This window comes from Erwinia sp. 009765445 (genome assembly GCF_058137865.1).
This window is the reverse complement of sequence record NZ_JBYUWC010000009.1, coordinates 62,377-77,101: the sequence shown is the minus strand read 5'-3', so window position 1 is coordinate 77,101 and position 14,725 is coordinate 62,377. Positions and strand designations below refer to the sequence as shown.

Sequence of the window (14,725 nt, the reverse complement as noted above, 5' to 3'; positions counted from 1 at the left end):
TGCCCTTTAAAATTGCGGCGTATTCTACCATGCGTCCGTCGCGGGCGCATCCTCGCTAAAAGGCCACTGAAATGCGCTTAACACTTCCAGCGGATAGCGCGGACCCTGCTGATAAATCCGCAGACTTTCAGCAACTAACGGAGAACGCAGCTTTTTAGCCGTCAGGATCTCTTCCGCAGGTAACCACCAGCAGCGATCGATATCGCGATCCTGAGGATAGGTTGGCAGCATTTTTGGTAAATCCAGCGCGAAAAGAAACCGCAGGAAAGGGGTGCTATCCGGCGCAATCCACTGATGCAGGCGCAAAAACGATTGTGGAACGCCCTCAAGGCCGGTTTCTTCATACAGCTCACGAACGGCAGCCTGCAGCAGGGTTTCATTGGCTTCCAGATGCCCGGCCGGCTGGTTCCAGGTCGCCCGGCCGCGAACCATCTCTTCCACCACCAGAAATTGCCCCTGAGCCTGAACTACAGTTGCGACAGTGACGTGAGGTTTAAACATACCTGACTCCTTGTTGCCAATAATGGCTCAAATAGGGAACTCACCGGTGACATCGCGCCATTCACCTGGCGGTAAATCCTGCAGCACCATCCTGCCCATAGCAAAGCGGATCAAGCGCAGGGTAGGGAAGCCGATATGGGCCGTCATGCGGCGGACCTGGCGGTTACGCCCCTCATAAAGGGTGATTTTCAGCCAGCTGGTGGGGATCGCTTTGCGCTCCCGAATCGGCGGATTGCGGGGCCATAACCACTCCGGTTCGCTGACCCGCTCCACGCCTGCTGGCAGGGTGGCACCATCTTTCAGATTAACGCCATCACGTAGTGGCTGAATATCCTGTTCGTCCGGTGCACCTTCTACCTGAACGTAATAAATTTTGCCGGTGCGTTTGCCTGGCTGAGTCAGCATTGCCTGCAATGCACCATCGTTGGTCAGCACCATCAGCCCCTCGCTGTCGCGATCCAGGCGGCCTGCGGCATACACGCTCGCAACCGGAATAAAATCCTTCAGCGTACTGCGCCCGGCTTCATCGCTGAACTGCGGCAGCACATCAAAAGGTTTGTTAAAAACAATAACACGCCTGGGCCCTTTATCGGCCTGTCGGGCGGCTGCTGGCGGGCTGAATCGTTTAACGCGGTGATTCTTAACGGAAGATTTACGCATGTTCTTTGCACTTGTTAACAATAAGCGCATTATAACGCAAACCGGTGAGGATTGGCGCGGGGGGAATATTCAAGTAGTATTGTCCCGCATCTTACAAATCATTAACAAAAAAGCGCTCGAAGGAGAGGTTAATGCAAAGCAAAGTAGTTGTTCCGGCGGAAGGTCAGAAAATCACCCTGGAAAAGGGCAAGCTCAACGTACCAAACAACCCAATCATCCCTTTTATCGAAGGTGATGGGATCGGCGTTGATGTTTCTCCAGTGATGATCAAAGTTGTCGATGCCGCTGTGCAGAAAGCTTATAACGGTGAGCGTAAAATTTCCTGGATGGAAATTTACACCGGTGAGAAATCGGTAGAGCTCTACGGCCAGGATGTCTGGCTGCCAGAAGAAACCCTCGACCTGATTAAAGAGTATCGCGTGGCTATTAAAGGCCCACTGACTACCCCAGTCGGCGGCGGTATTCGTTCCCTGAACGTGGCCCTGCGTCAGCAGCTTGATCTCTACATCTGTCTGCGCCCGGTGCGTTACTACACCGGCACGCCAAGCCCGGTTAAACGTCCTGAAGACACCGATATGGTGATCTTCCGTGAGAACTCAGAAGATATCTATGCCGGTATTGAATGGAAAGCGGGTTCTGCCGAAGCGGATAAAGTGATCAAGTTCCTGCGCGATGAGATGGGCGTGAAGAAAATTCGCTTCCCTGAGCAGTGTGGTATCGGCGTGAAGCCTTGCTCCGAAGCAGGCACCAAGCGTCTGGTTCGTGCGGCGATTGAATACGCGATTACCAACGATCGTGATTCCGTCACGCTGGTTCACAAAGGCAACATCATGAAGTTCACCGAAGGCGCTTTCAAAGACTGGGGTTACCAGCTGGCAAAAGAAGAGTTCGGCGGCGAGCTGATCGATGGCGGCCCGTGGATGAAGATCAAGAACCCGAATACCGGCAAAGAGATCGTCGTGAAAGACGTGATCGCCGATGCGTTCCTGCAGCAGATCCTGCTGCGTCCGGCTGAATATGACGTTATTGCCTGTATGAACCTGAACGGTGACTACATCTCTGATGCCCTGGCGGCGCAGGTTGGCGGTATCGGTATTGCTCCGGGCGCAAACATTGGTGACGAGTGTGCGCTGTTCGAAGCGACCCACGGTACAGCACCTAAGTATGCTGGTCAGGATAAAGTGAACCCGGGTTCAGTGATCCTGTCCGCTGAGATGATGCTGCGTCACATGGAGTGGTTCGAAGCCGCAGACCTGATTGTTAAAGGCATGGAAGGCGCGATTGCTGCCAAAACCGTGACCTATGACTTTGAGCGTCTGATGGATGGCGCTAAGCTGCTGAAATCTTCAGAGTTTGGCGAAGCAATGATCAAGCATATGTAATTTCTGTGCGATCTAAAAAGCCAGCACGTGGGACAACCGGTGCTGGCTTTTTTTATTTTTTATGTTTTGTTCAAACAAAAACCCCGGCTGGTTGGCCGGGGGTAGTTGAGGGTTGCAGTAAGTGTTGGTAACAGTCACAACAACCAACAGCACGAAGCTCTTGATATCGAATAAAGTACAATAATCGTACAAATTGGCAAGAGGTTTCAAGCCAGTTTTGCGACCCTCAACTCATTTAAAAATCTTACGCCATTTTCTCAACAGAAATTTCTTCTTCCTCGATAGCTGCAATAATTAAGCTGCTCTGGTCATGGTTACATGTCGTATCCTGGGCAATATTACCTTTTGGATTGAAACGTAACTAAGGCGTGGAGGTTACCGTCTTTGCGCCTTAAACAATTCTGTTGTTAAGGCAGGAACGTCAACTGCAAACCTGAAAGTGGAAAGGGCATTAGGCGGTTCAGGTGAGCCGATATTTCTGCCTGAGCGCCGTATGGCGCGGTTTCTCTGGTGGAAATTCCCCCCAGCCAGAATGCGAATTCAAAAACTGAAGGATTCTTCACATACTGAATGGGGCAAATCAGCCACCAGTACCCCTAAAGAGGAAAGCTATGACCAGCATTCATCACACCAGTACGTTCACTCTTGGCAGCCGCAGCGTAAGACGGCTGGGTTACGGCGCAATGCAACTTGCAGGCCCGGGCGTTTTTGGGCCACCAAAGGATCGGGATGCGGCGGTCGCCGTTCTGCGGGCTGCCATTGCGGCGGGTGTTAATCATATTGATACCAGCGACTTCTATGGTCCCCAAGTCACCAACCAGATTATCCGCGAAGCGCTTTCGCCATACCCTGACGATCTCACTCTGGTGACCAAAATCGGGGCCAGACGCTCAGAAACGGGAGACTGGTTGCCAGCCTCATCCCCTGACGCGCTAACCCAGGCGGTTCATGACAACCTGTGCAACCTGGACGTTGAGGTACTGGACGTGGTCAATTTGCGGATCATGTTTGACCGTTCCGGCCCGGCTGAAGGATCGATTGAGGAACAGCTGACAGCATTAATCGCGCTGCAGCAGCAGGGACTGGTTCGCCATATTGGTCTGAGCAACGTCACGCACGCCCAGGTTGACGAAGCACGGCAGCTGACGGAGATCGTTTGCGTGCAGAATATGTACAATGTTGCTCATCGTAACGACGATCGGCTTATTGATGAACTGGCACGTGATGGTATTGCCTATGTGCCGTTTTTCCCGCTGGGTGGTTTTTCTCCGCTACAATCATCAACACTGTCTGAGGTTGCCACTGAGCTTGAAGCTACCCCAATGCAGGTGGCTCTCGCATGGTTGCTGCAGCGTTCGCCAAATATCCTGTTGATCCCGGGAACCTCTTCCGTGCAGCATCTGCAGGAAAACCTGGCGGCAGGCGAGCTTGATCTGTCGGCGGAGATCGTCGCTAAGCTGAACGGTATTTCAACAGTTAGCCCCTGAACCTCGACCGGCGCAGGCATTTCTAAACAGAAAGAGCCTGCGACTGTAATCCGGTATCCTTGCAGTGATTCTCTCCAGACACACCATCGGGCATAAATTCCATTTTGGTATTACAGCATCACAGTAGTAACACAATGACTTCTGTTTTGTCGTGATAACTGGAATAAAAATTGATATGCCGCCTGTAAGGCTTCAGTAAAATATCATGATACAAACCATTACAATCCTGGGGGGTTATTTTTAATACCGATTAATTAATATAGCCACGCAAGAAAACGGAGTTCAGGCTATTAAGGATAATGGAATGAAGAAGTTTGTCTGTAGTATCGCGGTTATGTTGGTTTCTCTGGCTGCTCATGCGGAAAAGGTTGGGTACAGGGGAGATGTCTTGTATTTTACGGCGGATCCAGCGTCGCATCCTGAAGCAGTACATAACTATCAGGATGGATTGTTAATTACCGATGAGGGGAAGGTTGTTGCGGCAGGTGATTGCGAGACGCTGAAAACAAAATACGATGTTAAAGAGATCGTTGATTATCGCGGCCGGATAATCACGCCAGGGTTTATTGATACACATGTTCACTACCCGCAAATCAGCATGACAGGTTCTTATGGCGAACAGTTAATCGGCTGGCTAAATGACTACACTTTTCCAACGGAAGAAAAATTCAGCGATAAGCAATATGATTCGCATGTTTCCGACACATTTCTGAACCAACTGATTGATAACGGTACCACCACTGCACTGGTTTTTGCCACCAGTAATCCTGTTTCGGTTGATGCACTTTTCCAGTCTGCGCTGCAGAAAAATATGCGGATAATTTCAGGAAAAGTGCTGATGGATCGCAATGCTCCGGCACCTTTGCTGGACACCCCTGAGACCGCCTACAGCCAGAGCAAAGCATTGATCCTGAAGTGGCAGCATAAGGGGCGTCTGGAGTATGCGGTTACGCCACGCTTTGCACCCACCTCAACTGACGCGGAGCTGGCCGTAGCCGGTAAATTGCTGAAGGAGTTTCCGGATGTGTATCTGCATACCCATCTGGCGGAAAACAATCAGGAAGTCGCCTGGGTGAAAAAGCTGTTTCCGTGGAGCCGCAGTTATCTCGACGTTTATGATCACTATGGGCTGGTCACTGCCAAATCAATTTTTGCTCATGCTAAACATCTTGATGACCAGGATTATGCGGTGGCAGAAGCGAAGCAGGCCAGTTTTTCATTCTGCCCGACCTCTAATCTTTTTTTAGGCAGCGGCTTATTTAATTTAGATAAAGCCCGGAAATATCATATCAATGTTGGTCTGGGAACCGATATTGGTGCAGGGACAACTTTCTCGTTGCTTCAGGTAATGGATGAGGCTTATAAAGTTACGCAATTAAGAAAAGCGTATAGCGAGAATCCGCAGGAAGTCACGCCATTATCACCAATGGAAAATTTATATCTCGCCACGCTCGGGGGAGCCAAAGCGCTTTCGCTGGATAAATATATTGGCAGTTTTGAAAACGGGAAAGAAGCTGATTTTGTGGTGCTGAATCCGGCGTCAACAGAATTGCTGAAAATGAGAACAGCGAACAGTAAAAATACTGCAGATGTTATCTTTCCGATGGAAATAATGGGGGATGACCGTACAGTAGAACATACATATATAATGGGAAACAAAGCTAAGTAGCTCAGGCGCTAAGGTGCCCGGCGTTGCAGGATTACCTGGGCGAGTTCGTAGAGTAAATTTTCAATCTTAAGCCTTAACGGAACTGACGTTATAGCCACAAACAGGAGCCCTAAAACAATTAGCATAACCAGCGACCAGATCAGTTTACGACGCATTGCTTATCCTCAGCATGAACCCCTTGGCACGATAGTATCAATGGGAAAGCACTTTCATTCAATGGGATATTATTGATTGAAAAGTGTGATGGGGTAAACCTCAGGAGGAAATGAGGTGGGAGGAACTCGTCCTGAATAGCAGAAACGGGAGCGCATGCTCCCGTTTGTGTCTGTCCATCAGGATTTAATAAAGCTAAGCAATTCCTGATTAATAAGATCCTTGTGCGTGCTGCACAACCCATGAGAAGCGCCAGCAATGACTTTTACTGTCGGGTCAGGCAGCAGTTTCACCGCCGCCTCGCTGGAAGACGCGGGAGGAACTATCTGGTCATCATCGCCGTAGATGACCAGAGTGGGAACCGTCATTTTTTTTAAATCCTCTCGCTGATCTGTTTCTGAAAAGGCCTGAATGCAGTCGTACAGCGATTTAATTGATCCCTGCATCCCCTGCAGCCAGAAGCTGTCTTTCAGGCCCTGGGAAACTTTTGCCGTGTCGCGGTTGAAACCATAAAATGCCGTGGAGAGCTCTTTAAAGAAGGAGGAGCGATCGTTTTGCACACCCTCGCGGATACCGTCAAAAACCGTTCGCGGGAGTCCACCCGGGTTCCAGTCGGTCTTGATCATAACTGGAGGGACAGCACCAATCAGAACGGCTTTGGCCACGCGAGCGGTGCCGTGACGGCCAATGTAGCGGGCAACTTCGCCACCGCCAGTTGAATGTCCGACATGGATCGCTTCGTTGAGATCCAACGCAGCAGTCAGTTCAGCCAGATCGTCGCCGTATTGGTCCATGGTGTTGCCTTGCCAGGGTTGAGAAGAGCGGCCATGCCCACGTCGGTCATGGGCGATGACACGGTATCCGTTCGACGCGAGAAAAAACATCTGATCTTCAAATGCATCGCCGGACAATGGCCAGCCATGGCTGAACACAACCGGCTGTCCTTCTCCCCAGTCTTTATAGTACAAATGGGTTCCATCTTTCAGTTTCAGATAGCTGCTCGATGACATGTTTTCACTCCTTTATTCAGGGCCTGGTCCAGTGGACAAAACTGAATCTGCTTAAAAAGAAAGCAGTTAAAGGCTAGCCCAAAATGGCGGGCCTGTCCCCATTGAATCAGGCTCAGCACGATGTGAATCGGGGGAAGTGACCCGGGATAAATTTCAGCGGCAAAAATAATTTTATAAATTTTTCACGCGTACGCATTCCCCAACCTAAAGTATTACCATCAGCTGCTTCAGCTTAGTCAATGCAGTTACGACCCCGGCCCCGGCCGGGGTTTTTTTATTTCTCATCCTGATGGGAAGGGCTGTCGCAAAAAGGGGGCATTATGTCTGGTCATCTTATCGCCGTTAGCATTAGTGCTGCATCTTCAGCCGGAATTGCGCTGTCCAGTCATCTGGGCGGAGTGAATTTCAGCGTACTTTTTGGCGCTTTTGCTGGCGCTGTTTTTTATGTTGCCGGTGCCGCCGATCTGCGGCTGTGGGTGCGGGCGTCTTACTTCCTTGTCTCAATGATTTTCGGTGTTTTTGGCGCCGGTCTGGCCGGTGCCAAACTGGCTGAAGTTCTGGGTTACAGCGAGAGGCCGCTGGATGGGTTGGGAGCGGTGCTGCTCTCCGCTCTGGCTATCAAAACCTTAACGTTTTTCAACCAGCAGGACCCGGTCGCCTGGCTGGCTCGCTGGAAAGGAGGCTTCCATGGTCACAAATGATCCTCTGGTGCTGGTGAATGTCGCCGTCTGTAGCTCCATCGTTTTACGACTGATGCTGTTTCGTAAACCCGGAGCCAGGCATGAGTGGTGGGCGTCATGGCTGGCTTATATGATCGTGCTGTCTTATGCCTCCGTCCCTTTCCGCTATTTCTTTGATCATTATGAACACACCAGCTGGGCGGCAGTGATGATTAATCTGATCATCTGTGCCGCGGTATTCCGCTCAAAAGGCAATGTGGCCCGACTGCTGGCCGTGCTCAGGCCACCGGACAGGTAGTATTGCCTCGTCATTTTAATAAGTAACCACCCTACAGACAGGCCTTGTTTGCTGTTTAAAACTGGTCGGTCTGGCTGGCGTCACTCGGGTCGGCAATCTGCGCCTGGGTGCAGTCGTTTCCGGACTCTGCCATGCAGGCCTGGCAGATGTTACCACCGGATGTGAAAGCCGTTATCCCGCAAAACTACCTCGGTCTGATCGGGGCTTTTATGGTGGCGATGGCGGTGATGTCGCAGTTTGTCCGGCAGAACTGCCTGGCCAATGCCAGACAAAAACTGAATAGCGGAGGGGACCCATAGCCAGCCTTTCGCTGCAAAGAGCCGGCAGGCATCTGCCCGCTGGCAAAACACGTTGTAAACGTAAAGAGGAAATAATCATGACTGATATCACTCAAAATACCGATGCAGCAACCGCTACTGCTCCGCAGGCAGCAACAGAGACCACAACCATTGCACCAGCCACAGCGGCAGTGGATACCACCGTCACTCAACCACAACTGGCATCCGGCCCGGTTGCCGCTACCGCCGCTTATGATTCGCTTCACGCTCAGGTGATGTCGGATCCGGTGGCGGTTAACAGTATTACCCCCATTGCAGCTGTTACTGATTCCAGGTTGACACTGGCTCAGGCCGACCCAGTCGCCAGCAGCACTGGGCAGGCTGGCAGTCTTATCGCCAATGATCCTCTGCTGGATAAAGTGGGCAAACTGCTCAATTTTATTGGTCACGACGTTGGCGAGTTCAGAGAAATTGTCGCGCTGGCCCAGAAGCTGGTCGCGAAATAATTTTCAATGAACCAGCCTGACCGTTTGCAGAAACAACTCCTCAGGGCGTCGCTCTGACGCCCTGTCATTCTGGCCCAACCGGGCATCCCATCGTAAATCGCTGAACCACACTGGAGGTAATTATGATCGAAGTGAACTGCTTTGCAGATCTGAGCACCACCTCACCAACCAAAGCGGGAGACATTGCCGCACTCAACGTTACTACGACAAGGACTCTTCCTTCCACGGAGGCGGTGATTTTGTCGGTTTCCTGGGGACCACCACGCTGGCCGGTGACGGAGGTTCGATGGCAAAGGGCAGCGGCTTTTACTGGAAGCGCATCATTAACGACACCGGGCTGGTCAATCTTTATCACTTTGGCGCGAAGGGTGACGGCACGGTGATGACCGGCTCGATGAAAGCAGGGTGGTACAGCGGCTATAAGCTGACCAATACCTCAACGACGGATACCTGGTACCGCATCGGTAAATTCGCTTTTCAGAAGGTCAATCAGCAGTGGATGCTGGAAATGGTCAGCAAGCTGTCCACGACCAATCCGTCAGGAACCGCCGCGAATCCGGGGAGTGTTCCTTGTTTACAGCGGATCTGTCAGCGGTCACTGATGAGACCACTATTGGTACAGTGACCCCTGACACACGCTTAAGTTTTCATAATGGATTGGCGGGGACAGACGCGCATGAAAACGGCGTAGTTACCATGGCAACGGCTGAGGCTGCAACACATGAGGGCACTGCTCCTGCAGGATACATCACCCTTAATGTCAACGGGACTGACCGAAAATTCCCTTACTCTAGCTAATCAATTAGAGGAAGCTGAAACCGCCCGAAAAGGCAGTTTTTTTTAAGTCTGAATGAAACTGGCGATTTTTTTAATAAAAAAGGGCTGGCAGTAGACTAAAAACGGTGAAATAGTGCAGTTCGGCGCCCAGGATTAGTCTGTATTTTTGCGACCAGGGAGCATTTTTGGCTCAGGAAACAGCCTTTTTCGTCAAAAAATCGTAAATATACGCCAAAATGAGGTTACTGAAAAAAACAAGGGTTGAGATGGCAAGACGATGGTCCGTAAAATAGGGCCAAAACTCAAATCAGGAGAATTCTGTGTCAGAAGCTGCGTCCGTTGAACATCAGCCCAATCGACTGGAAGAGGCGAAGAACATTGCCTTAGGTTGGCGCATTGTGGGTCAGATTGAGCCGCAAACGCTGGAAGAGGCGATCCAGATGCTGCGGGACAGCTCAGCTCATGCGGCAAAGGTATACGATCTGCTGTATGCCGAAATAGCCCAGAGGGCAAAAGGGTAATTTCTGCGGGTCAGGCGCTTTTAACCAGACCGGCAGTGCGGGAGAGTGACCACTCTTCCCAACATCTTTGCGGATCGATATCCGTGTATCCCCTGGAGGGATCCAGATTTCGCGCTATGCCGTCCGGCACGGAGATACAGGTAGCGCTGTCGCGGATGGCTTCCACTTCCTGCTGAGTCAGTAAACAGCCTTTGCGCTGCTCGGCATTCAGCAGCAGCCCTGCCAGCGAAGGGATGAAAATAATAGCCATAATGATGTTCCCAGAGAGTGGTCTTGTGAACATCTTCGGCGAAGGGCGGTAAAACTTTAGGCAACGAATTCGGTTCCTGGTGCGGAGTGGCAATATTTACGCTTTAACCGTGAATATCAAGCCAGCAAAGCGTTGAGAACTTAAAACTCTTCTGCGACCAGCCACTGGTCCGCTTCATCAAACATCTCTTCAATGATCCGCAGCATCACTGACTTGTCACTCTTACTGGCATCGGTTTTTACCCCGTTGGCCTGCATGGGTTTGACCTTCACTTCGGCATCCGGAAACACGCGCTGGATCCGCTTCTCCAGCTCGTTCAGGATCAGTTCCTGTGCATTGGGCAAACCGGCGACGTTGCGCTTATCGTAAATCAGTTCAACAAACATGTGAGGGGATCCTGGTTGCAAGTGCTGGATAAAAATACAGTTAAATGCGGCAATCTTCAATAACTTTTTATGCTGAACTACACTGGTTAGGGTCTTACAACAAAAGGGAATGCATGATGAAAAACAAACTGATTATGGCGATCATTCTGGCGACGACAGCGCTGCTGGCCGGGTGTTCCAGCGACCATGTGATGCATATGAAAGATGGCAGTACCGTGGTGGTGCAGGGCAAGCCGCAGGAGGATAAAGCCACCGGCATGGTGATTTACACCGACGAAAACGGTAAGCAGCAGGCGGTTAACCAGGCGGATATCAAAGAGATGAGCAGCCTGAACAACTGAGACTCCAGGCGGAGTCTGATTGTGTAAACCAGGCGACATGGGCAGAATTGTGTGCCAGGCTTTTTGGCCTGAATGTTAACGAAATCAGAGAGAAAGCCTGGAGAACCCTGCCCATGATTCGCACTTTAGTCACCGGAGGCTTACTGGCCTGCACCTCAATTGCGGCCTGGGGCTCGAACGCCTCGCCGCCAATGCTTAACACCGAGTTCCAGATTACCTGCCCGGGTCGTCCGACCATGACTGTGACCAACGCCCAGTATGGCCTGACCACCGTTATGTGGCCAGGTGATAACTTTCAGATAGCCGCCGGGGACCAGCAGTCCCGTACCGATAACGGCGTGAAAGTGGCGATAACGCTGTTCCGCAATGGCGACCAGATGATCGTCAATAAGTCCGATGACGAAACTTATTTCTCTTATAGTGGCGGCCAGAAGCTGGTGCCCTGCAGCCGCACCAGCGAGAAAGAGAACAGCACGGTAACCCTGCAACGCACCGATGCGTCCGGGAATGTAGAATCCTGATCCTGATTTAAATGTAATCTGTTTCTGTACTGATTCTTTCCACAGCTGTGACCCTCTGCTATCAGGTTCCTTGATCACAACGGAGAATTAAGGATGGAAGTCATTTTATCGCACAACCCGACACCGGAAGATCTTGCCGAAGTCCTGGCAGGGTTAGTTGCCTTCAACGCAAAGCACATCAACATCGATGAGATGAAAGACATCGGGGTGTTTATCAACGGACCGGAAGGCCGCAAACTTGCAGGACTGACCGGCTCTACCCTTGGCAACTGGCTAAGGATCAATATGCTGTGGGTCAGCGAGTCTCTTCGCGGGCAAGGGGCAGGTACGGCGTTGATGAAAGCGGCTGAGGAAGAGGCTCGCCTGCGCGGCTGCGTGTATGCGCAGGTTGATACCGCCAGTTTCCAGGCCCGGCCTTTTTACGAAAAGCTGGGCTATGTTGTACGCTTTCAACTGGATGAATATCCCCGGGTTCATCAGCGCTTTTATCTGACTAAAACGCTTTAAGCCCGGCTACTCGGGCAGCCGCTGGCGCAGATCCAGCGGCGAACTTTCCGCTTCATCCAGCAACGCCAGCCACTCACGCATGGTTACCTCCTGCCAGGAGAGATGCGCGGTTGTTGTACCCATCAGGATCACATCTGGCCGCAGCGCGCGGTAAAACTCCAGCGACTGTTTCAGGTCGGCTTCATTGCTCTCAGGCACCAGCACCGTGACCCATCGGTCATGATAAAGCGTAACCGTATCGCCAACGAACAGGTACGTTTTGCCGTAGGGTGAAGCATACAGATAGCTGGTGCTGCCCGGCGTGTGGCCTGGTGTTGGCACCACGTGAAAACTGCCGCAGTGTACTTCAGCCTGGTTAAAAGTGTCGTCAGCCTCAGCAAATGTACTGATCGGCCCCAGCGCACGGTTATGGCAGTAAAGAGCGGAATTGAAGCGTTGTTGCAGGATGCGGGCGCCCGGTCCCGCTTCATGCCAGTGGGTGAGATAGTGACGGATTGAGCCGCCAAGATCGCCAATCGCGTTATGGTCTTCAGCATTCTCAATCCTTGAAATCAGCAGATTGCCACGTCCATGTTGCAGCAGGAAACCATGCATCATCAGCGCTGGTTCAAATTCATTGGGCGGAAACTCCGGTGTGGATACCCAGAGGTCTTCATACAGCTGCTTCATGGGTGCTCCCGGATGTTTACGGCAGCGTCGGGTGTCCTGATAGCGTCAGCTTGCTGGTGGTGCCATTGACCTGCAGGTGTCCCTGAGCGCCCAGCGGCAGCGTCACGGTATTCCAGTGATGGCCAAATTCCAGACCGGTTACCAGCGGCAGGCCAGTGACCTGACGTATCAGCGTCCAGACGCTGTCAAAGTCGTAGCCATTGTCGTAATCAGTCAGTTTTGCTCCGGTAAAACTCCCGGTGACGATCGCTTTTTGTCGTGCCAGCAAGCCGCTCTGTGCCAGCTGTAGCAGCATTCGTTCCACGCGGAACGGATGTTCATTCACATCCTCGATCACCAGAATGCCGTCATCAATCTGCGGCATCCATGGCGTACCGACCAGCGAAACTAGCATGGCCAGATTGCCGCCCCAGATCCTGCCAGAGACATCAACCTGCTGTTCGTGCCGTTCCGTTTGCCACTCAACAGTAAATTTAGGCGAAGTCAGCGCGCGCCAAAAGTGATCGACAGTGAAATCAGATAAAGCCTCAGCGCCAAAATTGCCTGCCAGCATCGGCCCACTGAAGGTAATGGCACCCTGTTGCAGCAGAGCCAGCTGGATAACGGTAAAGTCGCTGTGGCCGCAAATAGCCAGCGGGTATGTTGCCAGACGGACGGCCAGCGCTGTGGCATCGAAGTGGGGCAGCAGGCGGGTTGCGCCATAGCCGCCGCGGACGGCCAGCACGATATCAGGCTGGCAATCAGGCTGGATTAATTGATGGAGGTCAGCCAGGCGCTCGGCATCGCTGCCCGCGAAACGTTGCTCACGGCGGAGGATCGCTTCAGCGTTAGCGACCTGATGCCCCTGAGCCAGCAGCCGTTCCACGGCCAGCTGTGCCGCCTGCTGATTATGACAATAGCCAGAAGGAGCAATCAGATGAAAAGAGCGGGGAGTAATCGACATAATCTTCACTTTTACCCTCAAAGCGGCGCAGGAATGGCCGCTTTTCAATAGCCTTTCTCCGCTCCGGAATAAAAAAAGTCGCCTTTTGCTGCAAATTGTGTGATTTTTATGCAGAGCTGGTGAATCATTTTACGCCACTGGCGGTCCAATACGACTGATGATGACGAAAAGCCGCCCTGAAGTCACTCTCACCCCGGTGAAATTCAGAGTTACGGTAATTTTCTCTTGCCCGGCAGCAGATATGATAAAGCGCGAGGCTAAGGCTCTGAGGATGAATATAGCGTGATAAGCGTGAAAACAGTTTCGATACTGGGTGTGTTACTGCTGGCGGGCTGCGCCAGTGAACCCCACAAACAGACAGTGACTCAGCAGCAGCAAACGCCGCTGACCAAAGCCCCACCGGAAAAGGTGGCGCAGGCCTGGTCACTGTTTACCGAGAATGCGGCCCATAACTATGGCATCGATCAGAAGCTGGTTGACGCGATTATTTCGGTCGAATCGGGCGGCAATCCAACGGTAGTCAGCAAGTCGAATGCCATTGGATTGATGCAGATTAAAGCCTCCACGGCGGGGCGTGAAGTGTATCGGGTGCAGGGACGACGTGGCCAGCCAACCAGCTCGGAGCTGCGTGACCCGGTGAAGAACATTGATATCGGCACGGCGTACCTGAAAATCCTGCAGGACCAGTCGCTGTCCGGCATCCGTAATCCGGAAACAATGCGCTATGCGACGATTGTTTCCTATGCCAACGGCGCGGGTGCGCTGTTGAGAACCTTCTCCCGCGACAGGGATCGGGCGATTGCGATGATTAACTCGATGACTCCGGAAGAGTTTTATCAGCACGTGCAGGATAAACATCCGGCCGCTCAGGCCCCACGCTATCTGTGGAAAGTCACCACGGCTTACCGCACCATCTGATGTTCAGCGGCGGGCTGATTTCCAGCCCGCCAGCTTCCTGCCAGACATGTGCCGTTGCCAGCTCGCTTTTCAGCCCGGCAAGTTAAGGGAACCAACTCTGCCCGCCATATTTCTGGATGGAATGCGCTGACCTTACAGGCAAAACCAATCGCTTCCGGCAGCGCGGTGCGCTGAAGCCACATCTTCCACCGGTTCACTTTCTCGTTGGGTCTGAGCGTCATTGGCCCCTGGATCTCTTCGATTGCTTTACCGGCAATCGCCGGTGCCT

19 protein-coding genes and 2 pseudogenes are annotated in these 14,725 nt (G+C 52.1%); 13 read left to right on the top strand and 8 right to left on the bottom strand.

Annotation, left to right across the window (positions count from 1 at the left end):
- Positions 1 to 24: 24 nt before the first annotated feature.
- A complete protein-coding gene (locus AC3Y5R_RS11770; protein WP_489921479.1) occupies positions 25 to 501 on the bottom strand; it encodes an NUDIX domain-containing protein in 477 nt (158 codons plus the stop codon).
- A gap of 27 nt (positions 502 to 528) precedes the next feature.
- Positions 529 to 1,191 carry a 23S rRNA pseudouridine(2457) synthase RluE gene (gene rluE, locus AC3Y5R_RS11765; protein ID WP_489921478.1) on the bottom strand — a complete coding sequence of 221 codons (663 nt, stop codon included), beginning with the start codon at positions 1,189 to 1,191 and terminating at the stop codon, positions 529 to 531.
- A gap of 101 nt (positions 1,192 to 1,292) precedes the next feature.
- Between rluE and icd the strand changes: the two genes are divergently transcribed.
- The 3 genes from icd (at position 1,293) to guaD (ending at position 5,699) form a co-directional block, all read left to right on the top strand.
- On the top strand, positions 1,293 to 2,543 hold the full coding sequence (gene icd / locus AC3Y5R_RS11760) for an NADP-dependent isocitrate dehydrogenase (RefSeq protein ID WP_489921477.1): 1,251 nt from the start codon (positions 1,293 to 1,295) through the stop codon (positions 2,541 to 2,543).
- Positions 2,544 to 3,154: 611 nt separating this feature from the next.
- Positions 3,155 to 4,030: an aldo/keto reductase family oxidoreductase gene (locus AC3Y5R_RS11755; protein ID WP_489921476.1), complete on the top strand. Its 876-nt coding sequence runs from the start codon at positions 3,155 to 3,157 to the stop codon at positions 4,028 to 4,030.
- Positions 4,031 to 4,364: 334 nt separating this feature from the next.
- The gene (guaD, locus tag AC3Y5R_RS11750; RefSeq protein ID WP_489921572.1) at positions 4,365 to 5,699 is read left to right on the top strand and encodes a guanine deaminase; all 1,335 of its coding nucleotides are present in this window, start codon (positions 4,365 to 4,367) and stop codon (positions 5,697 to 5,699) included.
- Between the two features lie 332 nt (positions 5,700 to 6,031).
- Here the strand turns inward: guaD and AC3Y5R_RS11745 are convergent, their stop codons facing one another.
- Positions 6,032 to 6,862 (bottom strand): alpha/beta fold hydrolase, encoded by an 831-nt coding sequence (locus AC3Y5R_RS11745; protein ID WP_489921475.1) that lies wholly within the window; start codon positions 6,860 to 6,862, stop codon positions 6,032 to 6,034.
- 320 nt (positions 6,863 to 7,182) lie between these two features.
- Here AC3Y5R_RS11745 and AC3Y5R_RS11740 point away from each other — a divergent pair, with 320 nt between their 5' ends.
- From AC3Y5R_RS11740 to AC3Y5R_RS11715, 6 genes and pseudogenes are all read left to right on the top strand, one after another.
- The gene (locus tag AC3Y5R_RS11740; RefSeq protein WP_489921474.1) at positions 7,183 to 7,563 is read left to right on the top strand and encodes a putative holin; all 381 of its coding nucleotides are present in this window, start codon (positions 7,183 to 7,185) and stop codon (positions 7,561 to 7,563) included.
- Complete coding sequence (locus AC3Y5R_RS11735) at positions 7,550 to 7,840, top strand: phage holin family protein (protein WP_489921473.1); 291 nt, start codon at positions 7,550 to 7,552, stop codon at positions 7,838 to 7,840. The genes AC3Y5R_RS11740 and AC3Y5R_RS11735 overlap by 14 nt, the downstream gene beginning before the upstream one ends.
- 62 nt (positions 7,841 to 7,902) lie before the next feature.
- Positions 7,903 to 8,139 (top strand): annotated as a pseudogene (locus AC3Y5R_RS11730) (DUF7940 domain-containing protein); the annotation flags it as partial.
- 77 nt (positions 8,140 to 8,216) lie between these two features.
- Entirely contained in the window at positions 8,217 to 8,624 is a 408-nt protein-coding gene (locus AC3Y5R_RS11725; RefSeq protein ID WP_489921472.1) for a hypothetical protein, read from the top strand.
- Between the two features lie 122 nt (positions 8,625 to 8,746).
- Positions 8,747 to 9,000: pseudogene (locus AC3Y5R_RS11720) on the top strand (amylovoran biosynthesis protein AmsF); the annotation flags it as partial.
- A 721-nt stretch (positions 9,001 to 9,721) separates the two neighbouring features.
- A complete protein-coding gene (locus AC3Y5R_RS11715) occupies positions 9,722 to 9,922 on the top strand; it encodes a hypothetical protein (protein WP_489921471.1) in 201 nt (66 codons plus the stop codon).
- A 10-nt stretch (positions 9,923 to 9,932) separates the two neighbouring features.
- Here the strand turns inward: AC3Y5R_RS11715 and AC3Y5R_RS11710 are convergent, their stop codons facing one another.
- Positions 9,933 to 10,172, bottom strand: a complete 240-nt coding sequence (locus AC3Y5R_RS11710; RefSeq protein WP_489921470.1) for a hypothetical protein — start codon at positions 10,170 to 10,172, stop codon at positions 9,933 to 9,935.
- Between the two features lie 140 nt (positions 10,173 to 10,312).
- Positions 10,313 to 10,558, bottom strand: coding sequence for a DinI-like family protein (locus AC3Y5R_RS11705; protein ID WP_158783013.1), 246 nt, complete (start codon positions 10,556 to 10,558; stop codon positions 10,313 to 10,315).
- Positions 10,559 to 10,671: 113 nt separating this feature from the next.
- Here AC3Y5R_RS11705 and AC3Y5R_RS11700 point away from each other — a divergent pair, with 113 nt between their 5' ends.
- The 3 genes from AC3Y5R_RS11700 (at position 10,672) to AC3Y5R_RS11690 (ending at position 11,927) form a co-directional block, all read left to right on the top strand.
- Complete coding sequence (locus AC3Y5R_RS11700) at positions 10,672 to 10,899, top strand: YgdI/YgdR family lipoprotein (RefSeq protein WP_489921469.1); 228 nt, start codon at positions 10,672 to 10,674, stop codon at positions 10,897 to 10,899.
- Between the two features lie 113 nt (positions 10,900 to 11,012).
- The gene (locus tag AC3Y5R_RS11695) at positions 11,013 to 11,420 is read left to right on the top strand and encodes a hypothetical protein (RefSeq protein WP_158783012.1); all 408 of its coding nucleotides are present in this window, start codon (positions 11,013 to 11,015) and stop codon (positions 11,418 to 11,420) included.
- Between the two features lie 93 nt (positions 11,421 to 11,513).
- Positions 11,514 to 11,927 (top strand): GNAT family N-acetyltransferase, encoded by a 414-nt coding sequence (locus AC3Y5R_RS11690; protein WP_489921468.1) that lies wholly within the window; start codon positions 11,514 to 11,516, stop codon positions 11,925 to 11,927.
- Positions 11,928 to 11,933: 6 nt separating this feature from the next.
- Here AC3Y5R_RS11690 and AC3Y5R_RS11685 read toward each other — a convergent pair whose 3' ends face one another.
- Both AC3Y5R_RS11685 and ldcA read right to left on the bottom strand, forming a co-directional pair.
- Positions 11,934 to 12,596 (bottom strand): MBL fold metallo-hydrolase, encoded by a 663-nt coding sequence (locus tag AC3Y5R_RS11685; protein ID WP_489921467.1) that lies wholly within the window; start codon positions 12,594 to 12,596, stop codon positions 11,934 to 11,936.
- A 16-nt stretch (positions 12,597 to 12,612) separates the two neighbouring features.
- Positions 12,613 to 13,539 (bottom strand): muramoyltetrapeptide carboxypeptidase, encoded by a 927-nt coding sequence (gene ldcA / locus AC3Y5R_RS11680; protein ID WP_489921466.1) that lies wholly within the window; start codon positions 13,537 to 13,539, stop codon positions 12,613 to 12,615.
- A gap of 291 nt (positions 13,540 to 13,830) precedes the next feature.
- Here ldcA and emtA point away from each other — a divergent pair, with 291 nt between their 5' ends.
- Positions 13,831 to 14,457, top strand: a complete 627-nt coding sequence (gene emtA, locus AC3Y5R_RS11675; protein WP_370521114.1) for a membrane-bound lytic murein transglycosylase EmtA — start codon at positions 13,831 to 13,833, stop codon at positions 14,455 to 14,457.
- Here emtA and AC3Y5R_RS11670 read toward each other — a convergent pair.
- A complete protein-coding gene (locus AC3Y5R_RS11670; protein WP_489921465.1) occupies positions 14,442 to 14,678 on the bottom strand; it encodes a hypothetical protein in 237 nt (78 codons plus the stop codon). The two genes, emtA and AC3Y5R_RS11670, sit on opposite strands and share 16 nt — an antisense overlap.
- Positions 14,679 to 14,725: the final 47 nt, after the last annotated feature.